Source organism: Akkermansia muciniphila, assembly GCF_018709685.1.
GTDB lineage: Bacteria > Verrucomicrobiota > Verrucomicrobiia > Verrucomicrobiales > Akkermansiaceae > Akkermansia > Akkermansia muciniphila_E.
In genome coordinates, this window is sequence record NZ_JABDHQ010000022.1 from 1 (window position 1) to 18,960 (window position 18,960).

Consider the following 18,960-nt stretch of genomic DNA (forward strand, 5'->3'; position numbering starts at 1 on the left):
CGGATTTATAATCCGCCAATATGGGCTCATACGGAACGCGTAAAACGGAAATGAAGGCATATTCAGGAAGATTTTTAATAAAAACAAGAATGATTCCCATGTGTTAATATCATAAAGCAGGACGAAGAATTCCAAAATTTCTCCTACTCGGAAATCCCAAACGGAACCCTCCTTCATGGCGTTCTCTCCCTTATCTACTGTTTCTCAAACTGATTTAAACAACCCGGATTAGGAATCCGGCGTCAATACTAGTTTTTCATATCGAGTGCTTTTCTCCAATTACATCCAGTATTTTCCCGTATTGGAGCCTTGATTGAATATATTTGTTAGTACGATGCATAAATTCTTGAATATAATGATTGTTCATCTTATTTTGGCGCTGTTGGCTATTTCATCCGGATTCCTAATTCGCTATTGAAACAACTGACCCCACCCCCTACCCCATGAAATTGATAGATTGCTACCGCTATGCGGCCATGCTTTATGCATCCGCCTGTTGTACTGCGTCACCGCTGTACGGCCCTCTGGAAACAGGCTTGCAGGAATCCCAGCTTTTAAGCTCCCTGAAATCCTGCAAATCCCTGGAAGGACCTGGAACGGAGGCCTACCTGAGCCGCACCGGGCTGAACGGCGCGTACAAGACGAAAAAGCCCATCGGCGGCCTCTTCTTTTCCCTTCATTTTGAATATAACAAGGACGGAGGGCTGAGGGCCGTTTCCTTTTATTCCAACACCAAAGCAGGGAAAGATGAGTACGATACGCGCCTGAAATCCCTGTACAAGCGCATGCTGAACGGCCTGACGGGCCTTTACGGGCCGCCCATGAACCTGCCGGACTGGATAGAAAAGGATTCCCTGCCCACGGACCGCGTGCTGTACATGCACATGTGGCGCATCCAGCCCGGCTGCTTCCTGATGGCCGGACTGGCTAACACGGGAGCCACCGGCTACATGCCCGTTTTCCGGATATCCCCGCCTGCCGGAATGCCTGCCAAGTCCAAGAAAGACAGGGACAAGCTCAAATCCGAGTGGGCCGCCATGCCCGAATTCTACGAGTTCACGAAGGCGGAACGCTTCCTTGCCAACGCGGTGTTCGCCATGTCCCATAAAAAATATCCGGACGCCCTCCAGCTTTTCCAAAAGGCCGCAGACCTGGGCAGCCCCAACGGCTACTGGGGGCTGGCCCACCTGTACCGCCTGGGACCGGCCGGCGTGGAAAAGAATCCCAGCCTGGCAGATGAATATACCAGAAAAGCGGCTCTGATGGGTTTTGCCCGCGCTGCCATGAAAATCGGAAAAACATGGGAGCAATTCTGCAAAAAACAGGATTTCAGCGAGGCGGAGGCCAAGGAATGGCATGACAGGAACCTTCGCGCCGCCAGAGCCGGCTACGCCTCCGAGCAATACAACCTGGGCATCATTTACCAGCACGGCTTCGGCGTGGAAAAAAATCTGGCTACCGCTAGAGAATGGCTGGAAAAAGCAGCCTCCCAGGACCACTCCCAGGCAAAAGCGGCGTTAAAAACGCTTCCGGAAGGCGGAACCGCCGAACCTTCCTGACCAGTCTCCCAACAACCAGCTCCCCCCAAACCAAGCCGGCTGCCGCTTCCCCGGAAGCATATGCAGCCGCTCCGGCATTCCCTATGAAATGCCAGACCGGCAGGGAAGCGGCCCCAAACCGCTTCCCTGCCAAAAAGCCGGAACGTATTCAGCCGCGCAGCGGAAGCGCCGGCAGCATTAGCAGATGCGCGGGAGCTGCATCCCGGAAGGCATGCCCAGCACCCGCTCCACGCCCAGACGCCCCGTCATCAGGAGAGGGGCCGTTCTAAATTCTTCCACACGGCCTATGGCGCATGCCCCGGCGGAGACGGCGCAGCCGCGCATCAGGCGCAAAGCCTCTTCCTCATATTCCCGGGGCAGAATAGCCAGATAACGGCCTTCACAGGCCACCTGGAGGGGATCCAGCCCCAGCAGGCCGCAGGCCGCGCGAACATCCTCCCGCACGGGGATGGACGTTTCATTCAGCCGCACCGTCAGGCCGGAGGACTCCGCAATTTCCGAAAGGGTGGCGGTCAGGCCGCCACGGGTTACGTCACGCAGGCAATGCACGGGAATCCCCGCCCGGACGAGAGCCGCCACGGATTCATGCAGCGCGGCGGAATCGCTCGCCAGGCCATCCCCGAAGGACAATCCCGCCCGCAGGCTCATGATCGTCATGCCATGTCTGCCCAAGTCCCCGCTCAGGAGGACGGAATCCCCCGGGCGCACGGAAGAAGGGCTGATCTCCAGCCCATGGCGGACCACGCCCACTCCGGCCGTATTAATGTAAATGCCGTCGCCCCTGCCGCGTTCCACCACCTTCGTATCCCCCGTCACAATGCGGACGCCGGCCGCGCGCGCCGCCGCGGCCATGTCCTGCACCACGCGGGCCAGCACCTCTAACGGAAGGCCCTCTTCCAGAATAAAGCCTGCCGTCAGGTACAGGGGGTCCGCCCCGCTCATGGCGAGATCATTCACCGTGCCGTGCACGGCCAGGGAACCGATCGTTCCCCCCGGAAACTCCAGAGGCTCCACCACAAAGCTGTCCGTCGTCATCGCCAGCCGCCCCGGCGGAAAATCCAGCACGGCGGCGTCATTCTGCACGCCCCCCGCCGGGGAGCCAAAAGCCTCCAGGAACACGGAGCGGATCAGGTCATTCATCAGCCGCCCGCCGCCGCCGTGGGCCATCTGGATACGGTCGGAAACAGGTTCAGGAACAGGACATTCAAACATGGGTCAACTTCTTTTATAACGGTAATAGGCCGCGCAGGCCCCTTCCCCGGACACCATGGGCGCGCCCAGCGGAGCCAGCGGTGTGCAGGAGGCGCCGAAAAAGGGGCATTCCTCCGGACGGATAAGCCCCCGCAGCACCTGGCCGGCCAGGCAGCCGGAAGCTTCATCCGCGCCATGGGCGCCTCTCCGGCACCGGAAACGCAAGGCGGCGTCCATCCCCTCCCATGCCCGGCGCACCTTCATGCCGCCGGAGGGAATCAGCCCCAGACCGCGCCAGTGGCGGTCTTCCGGTTCAAAAACTTCCTCCATCCTTTTCCGCGCCGTCTTGTTCCCCTCCGGTTTTACATAGCGCGCATAGGCATTCTGCACGGCACACTTCCCGGCCTCCAGCTGGCGGACGCACATCAGGATGCCGCGGAGCAAATCCGGCGCTTCAAACCCCGTTACCGCCATCGGCACCCGGTAACGGGCGGCCAGACGGCCATAATCCCCCTCCCCCGTAATGGCGCAGACATGGCCGGGAGCCAGAAAGGCGTCCGGCCTCCCCTCATCCTGGTCCATGAGCCATTCCAGCGCCGGAGGAACCTGCACATGGGCGCAGAGCACGGAAAAATTGGCATACCCCAGCGCGCGGGCCTGCTGCATGGCCAGGGCTGTAGCCGGAGCCGTGGTCTCAAACCCAACGGCGAAAAACACTACTTCCAGCCCAGGATGGCTCCCGGCCAGGGCTACGGCCTCCAGCGGAGAATACATCAGCCGCACATCCCCTCCCCGCGCCTTGGCGGAAAACAGGTCACCACCGGAACCCGGCACCCTCATCATATCCCCGTAACTGCACAAGACCACGCCGGGCCTCAGGCTCAGCTCCACGGCCTGGTCAATCAAATCCACGGCGGTAACGCAAACCGGGCAGCCGGGACCGTGAATCAGGCGCAATTCCGGAGGAAGAAGCTCCTCCAGCCCCAGGGACGCGATGGCGTGCGTCTGGCCGCCGCACACCTCCATCACCGCCCACGGGCGCGTCACGGCACGGCGCAGCTCTTCAAGCAACCGCTGAACTTCCTCCTGCATAAACCATTAAAACGTTTAATCCGGCAAACGGCGTTCCCTTACACGGGATCGGTATTCTCCACAATCTCCCGCATTTCCCTCCGGGTTTGCAGCGCGGTCTCCTCATTCAGCACGCTCAGGGCCATGCCCACATGCACGATGACGTAATCTCCCAGGGCGGCCTCCGGCACACACGCCAGGTTCACCTCACGGGTCACGCCGCCGAAGTCCACCACGCCCAGCCTGAACAGGGGGTCCGTTTCATTAACGCTCACAATCTTTCCGGGAACAGCCAGACACATATCTTATCCTTTCCATTGGCGCACGACCGCCGCCGCCTGCCCCAGAGAGATTCCCCCGTCATTGCAGGGAACGCGCTGCGGCAGGGACAACCGACACTTTCTAGACTGGGCCATTCCCGCCAGGCCTTCAAGCAAAAAGGCATTCTGGAAACATCCTCCGCCCAGCACCAGACGGTCCAGGCAGAAATGCTCCGCCACGTCAAAGGCCAGGTTCACCAGGCTTTCATGAAACTTCCGGGCGATGCAGCCGCGGGAAACGCCGTTCAGCAGGTCATCATCCACGGCTTTCAGCAACGGGCGCCAGTCCAGTTCCAGCAGCCCGCCATCCTCATGCATGATCCATTCATACGGATCTCCCTGAATCTCTTCCGTGACAGCCGCCGCGGCCCAGGACTCCAGCAACATGGCGGCATGTCCTTCACACCCCGCCACGCCGTCAAAGCCGCACCAGAAGGCCATGGCGTCAAACAGGCGGCCCATGGAAGAAGTGGCCGGGGCGTGGATATTCCGGTCCATCATGGCCTCCAGCGCCTCCCGCTTCTGCCGGGTCATTCCTCCCTCCAGACGACGGTCAAGCCCATCCGTCCTCCAGGGGGCCATCTGCCGCGCCAGGGAACAGGCGCACCGGGCAGGCTCCCGCACCGCTTCATCCCCGCCGGGCAGCAGAAACGGCCTGAGCCGCGCCACCCTCCGGGGTCCTCCCGCCTCCTCCATGACAAAAAACTCTCCGCCCCATACCGTTCCGTCCGTGCCGAAACCCGTTCCGTCCCAGGCCGCGCCCAAAGCGGGAAACGGAGTCTCATTCTCTGCGGCGCAGGCCAATACATGGGCCTGGTGGTGCTGCACGGGGACCAATTCCACATTCCATTCCCTGGCCAGCCGCCTGCCCAGGGCGAAAGAAGGGCCGTCCGGGTGGGCATCCACGGCAATCACCTGCGGCACTCCACCCAGCGTATGGCTCAGGGTCTCCACCGTCCGTTCAAAGGCATTCAAGGAAGCCGCGCTGTCCAGATCCCCCAGATGCTGGCTCATAACGGCCACGCCGTCCTTCAGCCAGCAAACGGTATTCTTCAGCCCGGAACCCAGCGCGAGCACATGCGGAGCCTCCGGAGACGTGCGCCATACAGGCCGGGGAGCGTACCCGCGGGCACGGCGCACCACCATGGCTTTTCCATCCGCCACGCGGACCACGGAATCATCCACGGGGCGCACGACCGGACGGTCGTGCACAAAAAAAACATCCGCCACATGACCCAGCTTCTGCAAACCCTCCTCCACGGAAATGCACAGGGGCTCTCCGCTCAGGTTCCCGCTGGTCACCACTAGCGGCTTCTCCCACACATCCATCAGCAGGGCATGCACGGGGGAAGACGGAAGCATCACCCCCACAAAACGGCTGAACATGCACACGGAAGGAGCCAAATCCACATCCTTCCTTCCAGGCGCCAGCACAATGGGGGCCGCCGGAGAAACCAGCAGGCGTTTTTCCTCCTCCGACAAGCGGCACAGCTTTTCCGCCGCGGCCACATCCGGCACCATCACGGCAAAGGGCTTGGCGTCACGCCCCTTCAGCCGCCGGAGACGGCGGACGGCGGCTTCCGAAGAAGCGTCCGCCAGAAGCTGGAATCCGCCCACGCCCAGCAGGGCAACAATCAGCCCGTCCGCCAGCACCCACGCCACCTGCTCCGCAGGAGTATCAAACCCGTGGCCGAAGCCCAACTCCGCGCCATCCGAAAACAGCACCTTCATGGAGGGACCGCAGGACGGGCACGCAATAGGCTGGGCATGGAAACGCCTGTCCTCCACGTCCCCGTACTCCTTCAGGCACTCCGGGCACATCCGGAACTTCTTCATGCTGGTGCCCGCACGGTCATACGGCAGCTTCTCAATAATGGAATAACGGGGGCCGCAATGCGTGCAATTGGTAAAGGGATAATGATACCTCCGGGAAGAAGGGTCGCGCATCTCCTTCAGGCACTCCGGACACGGGGCCAGGTCCGGCAGCATCATCGGAACGCCGCGGGGGGAGGAATCGCTCTCCACGATGCGGAACTCTTCAAACCCGGCAGGCTCGCACACGGTCCGCTCCACGCCGTACACACGGGCATGTTCCGGCAGGCTCTTCATCAGAGCGGCAAGAAAACGTTCCGGAACGCCGGGCTTCCCCTCCACATGGATATCCACGCCGGACTCCGTATTGCGGACAAACCCCTTCAGCCCCAGCTGCGATGCCAAACGGTACACATGGGGCCGGAAGCCGACCCCCTGGACCATGCCGGCTATCTCAAACTTCAATGCCGCAGCGGCCTGTTCAATGGTGGTGGTGGCCATGATTCTGAATCCTGCCTTCCCGGACACGGCGCGCGCGTTCCACAATCTCCTCACACCAGGCGTCCATGCCTTCTCCGGTCTTGGAAGACAACTCTATAACGTGCGCATGATGGGCTACCTTGTTCAGAGCCGCCAGAGCGGCGTCACGGTCAAAATCCACGGCATCCGCCAGATCTGACTTGGTCACCAGGGCAATATCCGCGGAATGGAACATGGGCGGGTACTTCAGCGGCTTGTCCTCCCCTTCCGTCACGGAAAGCAAAACCACGCGCATGCCTTCCCCCAGGTCATAGGAAGCCGGGCATACCAGATTGCCCACATTCTCAATCACCAGCACGTCCAGTTCATCCAGGGGCATCTTCTTCATGGCCTCCGCAATCATGCGGGCGTCCAGATGACACATGGTGCCCGTGGTAATCTGCACCACGGGAATATCTGCACGGCTCAGGCGTTCCGCATCATTATCCGTAGCCAGATCACCCACGATCACCCCCATGCGCACACGGTTACGGAGCATCTCCGCCGTCTTTTGCAGCAGGGAGGTTTTCCCGGAGCCCGGAGAAGAAAAAACATTGATGACCAGCAGGTTCTTTGCCGCAAAAAAACCTCTGTTCCGCTCCGCCAGCCGGTCATTGGCATCCAGCACGGGAACATGGACGTCCATACCGTGGCCGTGACTTTCATGGGTGTGCTCACCTCCGCATCCGCATTCTTTACACATAATCAATACTGATATTAGATTCAGAAAAAGGGAATTTTTCTCATTTATCCTACGTCATACCGGAACTACGGCAAGAGGAATCTTTCCTTTTCCCGGCACATAATACCTCCCAGGAAAAAACCGCCCGGAACCGTTCTTCCAGCCAAATCCAGCCCGGAGCTCCTGCGGACAGCCGCTGTTCCCAACCCATCGGCAGCATCAAAAAAGGAAGGGGGACGCACCAGCTCCCGGAAAAAAGGGAGCAAAAAGAACAAGCCGTTCCGCTGCATCAAGAAGCACCACCAAAAAATAACTGGTTACCAATTAATTTTACCCGGTTCTTCCTTAAAAGAACGCCTGTCCTCCCTTGGATGGGCATACAGGCGCTTTTCCGTTGAACTTCCTTCATCATCAGGATGTGGGCTTGCCAAGGCATCAGAATCTTGTAAACTGTTTCGTCCTCAGTTAACATCCTTTAATTCAGGTTATGCCAGACGCTCGCTTTCAACCACTTCCCGGATTCCGTGACTTTGCCCCGGCGGACTGCGCCGTGCGCAACTACCTCTTTAACGCTTGGAAGAGGGTGGCGCACCGCTATGGATTCCTGGAATGGGAAGGCCCTACTGTAGAAGCCACGGAGCTCTATCTTAAAAAGAGCGGAGGAGAACTGCCCACCCAGCTTTTCCGCTTTACGGACCAGGGTGGCCGGGATATTACCATCCGCCCGGAACTTACCGCCTCCCTGGGCCGCATTGCCGCCGCCTACCAGCGGGAATACACCAAGCCGCTCAAGTGGTTTGAAATAGGCTCCTGCTTCCGTTATGAAAAACCCCAGAAAGGACGCCTGCGTGAATTCTACCAGTTCAACGCGGATATTCTGGGGGAAGGTTCCGTCTGGGCGGACTCCGAACTGATTGCCCTGGCCATCGACTGCATGAGGGAGCTGGGCTTTACGCAGAACGACTTCATCGTGCGTGTCTCCGACCGCGAAGCCTGGATCAGGTTTGCCGCGGAACACGGCGTTCAGGAACAGGGCATTCCCGCCTTCCTGGGCATTGTGGACAAATTTGAACGTGACCGCCCGGAAGAATGCCAGCGCAAGCTGGACGCCTTCAACATCAGCCGCGGCGACCTGGTCGCCTTCATTGAGAACCCGCCCGCCGGAGCCTCCGAACGCTACGACCTCCTGCTGAAAGACCTGGAAGCCCGCGGACTGGACGGCTATGTGAAGCTGGACCTCTCCGTGGTGCGCGGTCTGGCCTATTACACCGGGCTGGTTTTTGAAATCTTCGATACGAAGCGCAGCCTGCGCGCCGTGGCCGGAGGCGGCCGCTACGACACGCTGGTGGGCGCCCTCTCCAACAACGCGGTAGACATGGCCGCCACCGGATTTGCCATGGGAGACGCCGTCATCACCCACCTCATTGACCAGACCCCGCATGCCAAGGCATTGAAAGACGCCGCCCTGGCCGCAGCGGGCTGCGACGTTTTCCTGGTGCAGGCTTCCGAAAACCGCCGTGCGGAAGTGCTCTCCATCGCCTCCGCACTCCGGGACCAGGGTTACAGCGTGGACCTTCCCCTTACCCTCACCAAGGTCAACGGCCAATTGCAGAAAGCCGCCAAATCCGGCGCGCGCGCGGCCCTGATTGTGGGGGACGACTTCCCTTCCCTGGAACTGCGCGACCTGGGCGCGCGCGCCTCATCCTCCGTCGCTATGGACGACCTGTTTGACGCTCTGGCCTCCATGACGGGCCGCGACTGATATTTCCCTCCCCTCCTTCCATTTTCAACAAAGATGAACTCATACCGCACTCATACCTGCAGCGAATTGCGCGCTGCGAACATTGGCAAGCCGACCACCCTCATCGGCTGGGTAGACTCCGTCCGTGACCACGGCGGCGTCATATTTATCGACTTGCGCGACCGTACGGGCATCACCCAGGTAGTCTTTCACCCGGAAGTCAACCAGGACGTGGCCAGGGCCTCCCAGCAGCTCCGCTCCGAGGACATGATCCAGATTTCCGGCTCCGTAGCGGCCCGTCTAAAAACGGACACGGTGGACACCACGAATGCGGACCTGCCCACCGGGGAAATTGAAGTCTCCGCAGACACTCTGAACGTCATCAACAAGGCGGAAGTGCTCCCCTTCCAGCTGGACCGGGCCCTCTCCAATGAAGACCTGCGGCTCAAATACCGCTTTCTGGACCTGCGGCGCCCCGCCATGGTCCGCAACATGCAGATCCGCCACCGCGTGACCAAAACCACGCGCGACTATCTGGATGAACACGGCTTCCTGGAAATTGAAACGCCCATCCTTTCCAAATCCACCCCGGAAGGCGCCCGCGACTTCCTGGTCCCTTCCCGCCTGGCACCGGGCAAATTCTACGCCCTGCCCCAGGCTCCACAGCAGTACAAGCAACTGCTCATGGTAGCAGGCATGGAACGCTACTTCCAGATCGCCCGCTGCTTCCGTGACGAAGACCTGCGCGCGGACCGCCAGCTGGAATTCACCCAGGTGGACATTGAAGCCTCCTTCATCACGCCGGAAGACATCTACAACCTGGTGGAAGGCCTGCTCAAACGCGTGTATAAGGAAGCCCTGGACGTGGACATCCCCACCCCCTTCCCCCGCATGACGTGGAGGGAAGCCATGGATCAGTACGGTTCCGACAAGCCGGAACGCCGCTTCGGCATGAAGCTGACGGACGTCTCCTCCATCTTTGAAAACAGCGGCTTCAAGGTATTCTCTTCTGCCGTAAAAAATGGCGGCGTGGTCAAGGCCATTAACGCCAAGGGCTTCGGCTCCGCCTCCGTCGGCCAGATTGACGCCCTCACGAAAACCGCCGTGGAAGCCGGAGCCAAGGGCCTGGCCTACATCAAGGTGCGGGAAGAGGACTGGAGAAGCCCCATCTCCAAATTCCTTTCCGATGAAGAAAAGCAGAAGCTCACGGAAGCCCTGAACATTGAAACGGGAGACCTCGTTCTCTTTGCGGCCGGCCCGTGGGAACCCTCCTGCGACATCCTGGGCCGCGTGCGCCTGCAATGCGCCGACTTCATGGAACTGCTCAAGGACAACACGGAACGCGACTTCCTGTGGGTCATTGAATTCCCCCTGCTGGGCCGGGATGAGGAAGAACAGCGCTGGGTGGCCATCCACCACCCCTTCACCCGCCCCGTCAAGGAAGACGAGGAAAAACTGCTCAAGGGAGAACTCTCCGCAGACCTGCGCGCCCAGGCGTACGACGTGGTGCTTAACGGCACGGAACTGGGCGGCGGCTCCATCCGGATTCATGAACGCGACTTGCAGTCCGCCATGTTCAAGGCCCTGGGCATCACGGAAGAACAGGCCCGCGAACAATTCGGCCATATCCTGGACGCGTTCAGCTTTGGCGCTCCGCCCCACGGCGGCCTTGCCCTGGGCCTGGACCGCCTGGTCATGATGATCTGCAATGCGGAATCCATCCGTGAAGTCATCGCGTTCCCGAAAAACAACCGTGGAGCGGACCTGATGAGCGACTCCCCCGCCGCGGCGGAAGAACGCCAGCTGCGCGACATTCACATCCAGGTAAAACTGCCCGCTAAAAAATAACCGGATTCTTTAAACTAAAAACCCCGGATGGAGAACTTCCATCCGGGGTTTTTTCATGCAGGGATATCCGGAACCATGCCTGTCCTGATGAATGGCAGGCCCTTCCTATGAACCTTGCCTGCCGCTCGTCAGACGGCGGCGGATATCCGCAATCTGCCGTAAATTCTTCATCACGGGCAAACGGTGGCCCTTGTCCAGCGGAGGCGGAGGAGGATTGCCCGTGGTCACCATGGTAAAACGCTGATACCCTTTTACCTCTGGATAACGCCCCCAGTAATAGGCCGTCCACCCGCTGTCCGGGGCATCCGGGCCAAAAGGGGGATAAATCATGTGCCGTTCCTCCCCCGGATACAAATTAAAAGCGCTGGTGCCGATTACAATATCCTCCGGCGCGTCCGGCAACAGCTCCAGCCCGCGGACATACTCACGGATTTTTACGGCCGCATGCGCCTTCACGGCATACAGACAGCCGTAAACGCGCTGTTCCACGGAACCGCTGCCCCAGAACACCATGTCCCTGCGCCTTGCAAAGCGCCGCAGGTCTTCGCCGGATATCATCACCGTATCCGCATCTATCTTCACCAGCGTATCCCCATCATCACCTGCGCTCCGGAGCATTTCATCCAGCATCCCTTCAATGCAGGCCTTCCCCCGCAAATTGCCGCCCCTTTCCCAGGAAGACACGCGCCATTCCGCCCCCAGCTTCTCCGCCTGCGCCCTCACCTCCTCCGGACACGGATGCGCCCCGTCGTCAATCACGGCCAGCCGGGCCTCCGGAAGGGCATGATGGACGCACAGCAGATTCTCACCGACCAGGGCGGCATCTCCCGAATACACGAACAAATGCACGTGGATATTTGCTTTTTCCTTCTTCATCTAAACTCTATTGCTGGAATTCTTTTCCTGCCTGCATCCATCATGGCAGGAATCACCTACTGCCTCCATCCGCTGCAGCGGGCCTTGTTCCGGAAACTCCGGAAGGGGCCCCGGCTGGGAAAAAGGAGAAACGGACACCCCGTTCCCGCTGCGCGCTTCCTGCCTCAGCCTCAATGCGCCCAGCTTGATTCTGGAAGCCATATTGCCCAGGGCATTCGCCCGGGAAGGAATCAGCCATTTTCCAAAGACGCCTTGACGGAAAAAATCCGTATCCGCCGCCAGCGCCTCACCCGGCGTCAGGCCTGAAAACAGCCTCACCCACAAAGCCATCAATCCCCGGCTGATGCGGGAATCACTATCTGCATCAATCCTCAGCAGGCCATCTTTCAGGGACAGGCGCAGCCATACCCGGTACTGGCATCCCCGCAGAAGACAGGCTTCCGTCTTCCATTCTTCCGCAAAAGGGGGCAATTGCTCTCCCTGGCGCATCAAAAAACCATACAGGGCGCCTTCTCCCGGCAGAGCATTTAACTCCTTCAGCAGGGCATTCCGCCTTCCTTCAAAACAATCCATACATTTCTATCCGTTATCTGTTAAAACAACTCGGGCCGTTCCTGAAACTACTTGAAAACCACTCCAAACGATATCTGCGACGGCCCGGGCACCTACCCTTTCAGCACGCACTCGTCCCGGGACGCCACGACGGAACCGGACCCGATTTCAATATTCAAAATGCGGCAGGGATGCTGGCGCTGTTCCGAGGCGCAATGCTGCAATCCCTGAATCAATACCCTCAGGTCGCCCTCCCGGTCATTCAGCCTCCAGCCGGAAATAAGCAAACGGAGGCACCGGACTTTCTCATCTCCATTCGTCTGGAACCAGATGAACATCGTCTCATCCGTGACCATGCGGCAACCCTTTCCGGTAAGCCTGAACATCCTCGAATTCACCGGATACTCCATACTGTCCCAGAAAATCTCCTTCATGCCGCAATCGGCAGGCCCCTTCACAGTAATCTTTCCTCCGGGAAACCATCCCATGTGAAACAACAAATACCGCATCAGGGAGGCGCGCCTCAACGCACAATCCTCCTGGTGGGTACCTAGGCCGAGCGACTTTCTGGCCCCACAAAACTTGCTGCCCCGGTCAATGGTTAGCCTGACCTTATAACTTCCCGATGTATTCTTCCTCAATTCGATTGATCTATAGATGGACATGCAAATATTCATACAATATCCAAAAACTATATATATAAAATCAAACGGGCCTAGAAGAAAAATGTTAGAAAACAACATAACATAAGTAAATGCAACAATATCAGAAAACTATGTCGTGAAGAAAAATCAAGATATTCAACGTTTTGGACGTTTTGGGGGCTGCATGAAGGAATATCCCGTCCAATTTTTATCCCTTCCGGTAGCAGGAAAACAGAACATCCTTGCACATATCGTTACGGCAAGCTCCTGTAAAAATCCCACATAGCCAACCGGGGACGAATCGTCAAGCAACTTTCACACTATTTACGGGCACGCCAAAAGGCCACTCCTGTCTAACAGACAGAAATGACCCCAGCTCCTTTCACACAACAGGCAGGAAAAGCTTCTTTACTTTTCCGGAACCGGATAGCCTGCCCCCTGAATGGCTCTTAATCCTGGAACGCTGGAGGGTTCCCAGGGAGCGCGCTTCAAATACCGGTGCAATATAAAAGTATCTTCCTTCCGGATGCCTTCCACGGATGTCCATGCATATTCTCCATATACCGTTCGGTGGGTCCGTGGGTCAAAAAACTCCACCAATGCCACAACATCACTCGAAGGGTGTTTAAGAGTACCGGTCCTTTTATCCACGGCATATTGATAGATGCCTTTGACGCCATGCACCACAACCGTTGATCCCTTCGGCACGACCGGAAGACGGGCTCCTTTTCTCCAACTCTGTTCATCTTTCTGGTCCCACAATCCCTGAAACCTCAAGTATTGCTTAAAATCATCCCCATACAATTCACGCATATCCGGATTATAAATCACCGGGTAATAGCGCACATGCATATCACTTTGCAATTTCAATGGACGCTTCACATAATCGCAATACGGCTTCTCCCCATTTAGATTGCGGCAGGCATAATAGGAAAAAACATGGGAGAAATTTTGTTCAGCCGTGTAATCTTCACAACACCATGTCTCCGGATTGAGCAGAAAATATCCTTCCGTTTGCTGCAGCCACTGGGAACAAGAACATAGCGTTATTCCGGCAAACGGTGCTAGCAACACTCTTAATCGGAAGAAAAACTTCATGGTTAACAACATCTTATACCATGTTACCAACATTTCCAGTAAAAAGGAAATGCCTTCAAATTTCCAATCATCTCTGAACCCAACTCTTTTTTCTCCTTATCCCCCTGCCGGATCACCACAAGTAGTCTCTCATATGGGCAACAAATACCGCCCTACAAAATTAATATCACATCCGAAGATTCTTCTTTCATAATAATATAAGATTCGCAGCAAGTTAATACCTGCTGCGAATCTATAAATATCAACCTGTCAATCAGGAAGAAAAATTATTGAAACGAATCTGTTAAAAAATAATTAGCCGTAAAAGGAGACAAATTTTGGCACTTGTTCCTCATTCTCTCATACAATTCATTCGCTTTTTCTGTCTTGGGAATAGATTGATCACCCACAACATCCAACCAGGATGAATTGGCCGGTAAACGAGTACCGTGTTGCATGTACAAAACATTTACTCCATACTTTCTCGCCAACTGTGCACTGTATTCCGCTACATTCGGATGATCTTGAGGGCTCCATTCTTTTATTCCCATATTTATATACATGGAAGATTTTACATCATGCGCAAGGCGATTGCTATCCTCATTGACTGAAGAAGAACGATATAATTGCTCCAATTTGCTGTACTTCTGGCCTAGTGTAGAGTTTTCTTTTATTTCGGAGGAACAAGAGATCAATCCTCCACATAGGCAAAAGAAACTTATTTTATATAACCATATATTGTTCATAGTACATAATTTTAAATCTGATTTAATTTCCTGGCCATCCCATATTGTTCTTCATAAATTTCTTGTGCTCCTTTTGTCTTACGCACTGTTGGATCATGAATTGTTTCCATAAATATAAGGTAAGCAGGGATCTTTCTTCCTTCTTGCATATAGAACAAATTGATTCCATACTTACGCGCCAACATATCCGTAAAGTCAGCCCCCCCAACCGGCATCTTTGTTTTTCCAGCCCAAAAAGGAACCAATGCTGCATAATATTCTTTCTTCAGTTGCCTATAGTATGCTTCATTCCGGGATTGCTCTGTATTCGTTAACCGAACATATAAATTTTCCAGCTTCTGATATTCTGGTGCCGTCGCTGTCAATTGATCCACGCTGGAAGAACAAGAAACGAGTATTCCTGTTATACCTGCTATGCACAAGCCATTTAAATAGGTAATTATTTTCTTCATCATTGTACTCAGGAAGAACGGGATGCACGTGTTTTGGTACAGTGCATGCCTGCCTCATTCATGAACAAACACCAAGGCTCATATGAGCCCCGGGTATAGTTATTTTGCATCAAAATTCTAGATAAGTATATAATATTTAATTTCTTTTGTTAACGGTAATTTTACTTTTATCCTTGTACATATCAAGCACTACAGTAATTACTGCATCAATATATTCTCCCGCCGTATCAGATTTTGCATAATATATGAAACTTTTTCCCGGCATATTGACCGTTATTTCTTTTCTTTGCTGAAAATCAATCTTCGAACTTTTTACATTATTTATTAAATCATTCAATTTTGAAATAAATTCATTCGAATTTCCTTTTACATCAAATTCCAGTTTATCCTTGGAAGAATGGGCATAAATATCAGGAATCATTTTTTTCACATTTATTGCATTACCATTTATTTGATAAAAATAATAATATGATGATGTACCTGGATCGACCACTCCCTTACAATGATAGACATTAATTTCTTCCACCTCTCTTATGTTCTGACAAGAAACATTAGGAATTGAAGCTAAAATGATCAGCGCTATGATATTTTTAATTTGCATATTTCAGATAATATTATTTTTTCTACAAAGATGCATCGTATCATTTCCTTAAATAATTCATGATGGGAAATTAATCACCAACTTTGTTTAATAAATGGATCGTATTCCAAGCTTCCTATGTCAAAATGAGTTTTGAGATCATTTTCCTGAACGGTTGTATCACAGCCATAATCGATCAGATCATCCATCAGCCCTATCACTTCCCTCGCGGGTGTGCCTGGTACCGTAAAATCTCTAAAAGAAACACCAAATATTTTTGAATTCATTCCATAGTAAGAAAAGTATCCCGACGACATGAAAAATTCACTTAAAAGGAAAAATCCAGTGCTATCAATACCTTTGGAGGGCACTTGTAATTTCCAGAAACTCGTTAGGACCTTATAAATTGAATTCAAAACTCCTGTTGAAATTGGATTTGAATATTCCTCTATTTCCCATGACGCTGATTTTAAATTCTTCCACTCTTTCACGAGCTCCATGAGAACCTCGGAATTTTTCTCTTCAAGCAGTTTCTCCTCCAAACATTTAATTTTCCCTCGGACGGCCAATTCAGAATACCATTTTTCCGATGAGCCGGGAACTTTCAAGTAAGGTTTCCAAACAAAAATTCTATTATTCTTAATAACTAAAAAAATGTATGATATTTCAGTATGTATACTTGCATAGAAAACGTCATACTGTCCATCACATTTTCTCAATATTTCTCTATAAATATTTAAAGGAAGGCTTCCTGTCTCCAAGGCCGTATCATCAGAATAGGGTATGTAAGAGTATACTGATTTTTTCAATATACTCATATTATCATTTAATAATTTTGCCCTGTCTTCAAAGACCTGCAGGCATATTGCTTCAAATTCTGCAGTAGACGCAGCAGAAGCATATTGAAAAAAAACACCAACAATTAATAAATATAGTCTGTTCACAATCAATCTATCCTCTTTTTTATAATTCTCATATGTATCCCTCCTGTTCCCCCTGCATTATATTCCATATGATAGAATACTACCATCTCCCCTTTTAACTGTTGACATAATAATACCGCCAGACATAGCTACTTAAGAATTCGAATGTCTAAATCCCCGACTAGCAGCTTTTCTATCCGGACTAAAAATTAGAGACGTCCCAGAGCTATTCATTCAGAAGGACGGGTGTAGGTGTTTTGTGCATAGAGTCCATGCTACCTCATTTATGAACAAAAACCGAGGCTCGTATGAACCTCGGTTGATAGTTTATTTAACTAAGAGTATTCAGATTTTCAATCATTCTTCTTCCAAAGCCATATCTTCATAGTAATGTAAATTACCAGATTCATTCAGAAAAGCATCAGGAAGATAATTCAAATAGTTCATTTCCTCATGACAAATACATCGGTTTCCTATCTCTTTCAACAAACGTTCTCTCAATGGTAAATAATAATCCCAATAATCATACTCTTTTCCTCCGTTATTTCGATTGAAATGACGCCAGGATGGATATAGTTTTACAGGATGGCATATGTCCCCTTGAAGGCCTAGCGAGTACTGTGTAACATGATCAAATTTCAAAAAGAAATGTGTTGAGCGTTTTTCTGAAGCCATGAAAGATTTCCTTTTTTTAATTTGAGGCAGTAAATTCTCAATTACATTTTTTAATTTTCCCGCGCTGTCTTCCGTAAGCATCAAAATATATACTAGCCTTCCTGACTCAACATCTTCTTCATTTTCCAACAAATAGACAGTACCAGAAAAACACCAGTTAGCACTTAACCCATACTGTTTCGCATCAACTTTAATCAAATAAATGGAAAATGCTGAATCAATTGTATATAATTTCTTGAATTCCTTATCTTTCTCTATTATTTGTTCAAGCCCTTCAAGAAGGGCTTTCTGAACAGGTGAATCTTTACCCAGGATTAGTTGTATTTCAAATTCCGAACATCCTATTTTGTATCCAAACTTAATGTTCATTCCAGGAAGGTAATTCCAGTATCTATCTTTTTCCCTAATCATGCTAAGGTCTATATTCATACAGCATGCGTCTGCATAATTATCATAGGAGTTATATTTATCCCCATCCAGATATTCATATACGAGAATCTGGCGCACCTGTTAAGTTACTTCCATCATATTTCCGCACGGCAAACAAATAATCATATCTAAATTCCATTCTTACACCCAAGATTGGAGTATTCAATATCCTCCATTTACCGATTCTCTAAAAATTCATTATTACTCAAAAAAATCAACTACAAACTTTGTTTAATAAATGGGTCGTATTCCAAGCTTCCTATGTCAAAATGAGTTTTGGGATCATTTTCCTGAACGGTTGTATCACAGCCATAATCGATCAGATCATCCATCAGCCCTATTACTTCCCTCTCGGGTGTGCCTGGTACCGTAAAATCTCTAAAAGAAACACCAAATATTCTTGAATTCATTCCATAGTAAGAAAAGTATCCCGACGACATGAAAAATTCACTTAAAAGGAAAAATTCAGTGCTATCAATACCTTTGGAGGGCACTTGTAATTTCCAGAAACTCGTTAGGACCTTATAAATTGAATTTAAAACTCCTGTTGAAATTGGATTTGAATATTCCTCTATTTCCCATGAAGCTGATTTTAGATTCTTCCACTCTTTCACGAGTTCCATGAGAACCTCGGGATTTTTCTCTTCAAGCAGTTTCTCCTCCAAACATTTAATTTTCCCTCGGACGGCCAATTCAGAATACCATTTTTCCGATGAGCCGGGAACTTTTAAGTAAGGTTTCCAAACAAAAATTCTATTATTCTTAATAACTAAAAAGATGTATGATATTTCAGTATGTATGCTTGCATAGAAAACGTCATACTGTCCATCACATTTTCTCAATATTTCTCTATAAATATTTAAAGGAAGGCTTCCTGTCTCCAAGGCCCGTATCATCAGAATAGGGTATGTAAGAGTATACTGATTTTTTCAATATACTCATATTATCATTTAATAATTTTGCCCTGTCTTCAAATACCTGCAGGCATATTGCTTCAAATTCTGCAGTAGACGCAGCAGAAGCACATTGGGAAAAAACACCAGCAACTAATAAATACAGTCTGTTCACAATCAATCTTTCTTTTTCATATAATTCTCATATGTACCATCCTGCATTGTATTCATATGATAGATTACTACCATCGTTCCTTTCATTTGAATGCTAACCCCTGTCTAGCAACTTTTTCATCCGGACTATTAAATGGATTGGAGGTATTTTGTGCCCAGTCCATGTCTGCCTGATTACAAACAAAACCCGAGGCCC

18 protein-coding genes are annotated in these 18,960 nt (G+C 52.2%); 3 read left to right on the forward strand and 15 right to left on the reverse strand.

Features of this window, described 5'->3' with window-relative positions:
- The first annotated feature begins 443 nt into the window (after positions 1-443).
- Entirely contained in the window at positions 444-1,559 is a 1,116-nt protein-coding gene (locus tag HHJ06_RS11040; RefSeq protein WP_215429761.1) for a tetratricopeptide repeat protein, read from the forward strand.
- 177 nt (positions 1,560-1,736) lie between these two features.
- On the opposite strand, the gene hypE is transcribed toward HHJ06_RS11040, so the two are convergent.
- From hypE to hypB, 5 genes are read right to left on the reverse strand one after another with little or no spacing between them, the layout of a single operon-like run.
- Complete coding sequence (gene hypE / locus HHJ06_RS11045) at positions 1,737-2,771, reverse strand: hydrogenase expression/formation protein HypE (RefSeq protein ID WP_215429763.1); 1,035 nt, start codon at positions 2,769-2,771, stop codon at positions 1,737-1,739.
- A gap of 3 nt (positions 2,772-2,774) precedes the next feature.
- Complete coding sequence (gene hypD / locus HHJ06_RS11050) at positions 2,775-3,842, reverse strand: hydrogenase formation protein HypD (protein WP_215429765.1); 1,068 nt, start codon at positions 3,840-3,842, stop codon at positions 2,775-2,777.
- Between the two features lie 38 nt (positions 3,843-3,880).
- Positions 3,881-4,123 carry a HypC/HybG/HupF family hydrogenase formation chaperone gene (locus tag HHJ06_RS11055; protein WP_215429767.1) on the reverse strand — a complete coding sequence of 81 codons (243 nt, stop codon included), beginning with the start codon at positions 4,121-4,123 and terminating at the stop codon, positions 3,881-3,883.
- Between the two features lie 3 nt (positions 4,124-4,126).
- Entirely contained in the window at positions 4,127-6,454 is a 2,328-nt protein-coding gene (gene hypF / locus HHJ06_RS11060; protein WP_215429769.1) for a carbamoyltransferase HypF, read from the reverse strand.
- Entirely contained in the window at positions 6,435-7,118 is a 684-nt protein-coding gene (gene hypB, locus HHJ06_RS11065) for a hydrogenase nickel incorporation protein HypB (protein WP_251841509.1), read from the reverse strand. The genes hypF and hypB overlap by 20 nt, the downstream gene beginning before the upstream one ends.
- Before the next feature lie 523 nt (positions 7,119-7,641).
- Here hypB and hisS point away from each other — a divergent pair.
- Both hisS and aspS read left to right on the forward strand, forming a co-directional pair.
- Complete coding sequence (gene hisS / locus HHJ06_RS11070; RefSeq protein WP_215429773.1) at positions 7,642-8,916, forward strand: histidine--tRNA ligase; 1,275 nt, start codon at positions 7,642-7,644, stop codon at positions 8,914-8,916.
- A 33-nt stretch (positions 8,917-8,949) separates the two neighbouring features.
- Positions 8,950-10,743: an aspartate--tRNA ligase gene (gene aspS / locus HHJ06_RS11075; RefSeq protein ID WP_215429775.1), complete on the forward strand. Its 1,794-nt coding sequence runs from the start codon at positions 8,950-8,952 to the stop codon at positions 10,741-10,743.
- A 105-nt stretch (positions 10,744-10,848) separates the two neighbouring features.
- On the opposite strand, the gene HHJ06_RS11080 is transcribed toward aspS, so the two are convergent.
- The 10 genes from HHJ06_RS11080 to HHJ06_RS11125 all read right to left on the reverse strand — a co-directional run bounded on the left by HHJ06_RS11080 (position 10,849) and on the right by HHJ06_RS11125 (position 18,593).
- Positions 10,849-11,619, reverse strand: coding sequence for a hypothetical protein (locus HHJ06_RS11080; protein WP_215429777.1), 771 nt, complete (start codon positions 11,617-11,619; stop codon positions 10,849-10,851).
- Positions 11,620-12,192, reverse strand: a complete 573-nt coding sequence (locus HHJ06_RS11085; RefSeq protein ID WP_215429779.1) for a SufE family protein — start codon at positions 12,190-12,192, stop codon at positions 11,620-11,622.
- Between the two features lie 92 nt (positions 12,193-12,284).
- The gene (locus HHJ06_RS11090; RefSeq protein WP_215429781.1) at positions 12,285-12,605 is read right to left on the reverse strand and encodes a hypothetical protein; all 321 of its coding nucleotides are present in this window, start codon (positions 12,603-12,605) and stop codon (positions 12,285-12,287) included.
- 618 nt (positions 12,606-13,223) lie between these two features.
- Complete coding sequence (locus HHJ06_RS11095) at positions 13,224-13,913, reverse strand: hypothetical protein (protein ID WP_215429783.1); 690 nt, start codon at positions 13,911-13,913, stop codon at positions 13,224-13,226.
- A 266-nt stretch (positions 13,914-14,179) separates the two neighbouring features.
- A complete protein-coding gene (locus HHJ06_RS11100) occupies positions 14,180-14,638 on the reverse strand; it encodes a hypothetical protein (protein ID WP_215429785.1) in 459 nt (152 codons plus the stop codon).
- Between the two features lie 11 nt (positions 14,639-14,649).
- Positions 14,650-15,093, reverse strand: coding sequence for a hypothetical protein (locus HHJ06_RS11105; protein WP_215429787.1), 444 nt, complete (start codon positions 15,091-15,093; stop codon positions 14,650-14,652).
- A gap of 133 nt (positions 15,094-15,226) precedes the next feature.
- Complete coding sequence (locus HHJ06_RS11110) at positions 15,227-15,691, reverse strand: hypothetical protein (RefSeq protein WP_215429789.1); 465 nt, start codon at positions 15,689-15,691, stop codon at positions 15,227-15,229.
- A gap of 74 nt (positions 15,692-15,765) precedes the next feature.
- The gene (locus HHJ06_RS11115) at positions 15,766-16,614 is read right to left on the reverse strand and encodes a hypothetical protein (protein WP_215429791.1); all 849 of its coding nucleotides are present in this window, start codon (positions 16,612-16,614) and stop codon (positions 15,766-15,768) included.
- 336 nt (positions 16,615-16,950) lie between these two features.
- Positions 16,951-17,697, reverse strand: a complete 747-nt coding sequence (locus HHJ06_RS11120; protein ID WP_215429793.1) for a hypothetical protein — start codon at positions 17,695-17,697, stop codon at positions 16,951-16,953.
- A 218-nt stretch (positions 17,698-17,915) separates the two neighbouring features.
- A complete protein-coding gene (locus tag HHJ06_RS11125; protein ID WP_215429800.1) occupies positions 17,916-18,593 on the reverse strand; it encodes a hypothetical protein in 678 nt (225 codons plus the stop codon).
- Positions 18,594-18,960 lie beyond the last annotated feature (367 nt).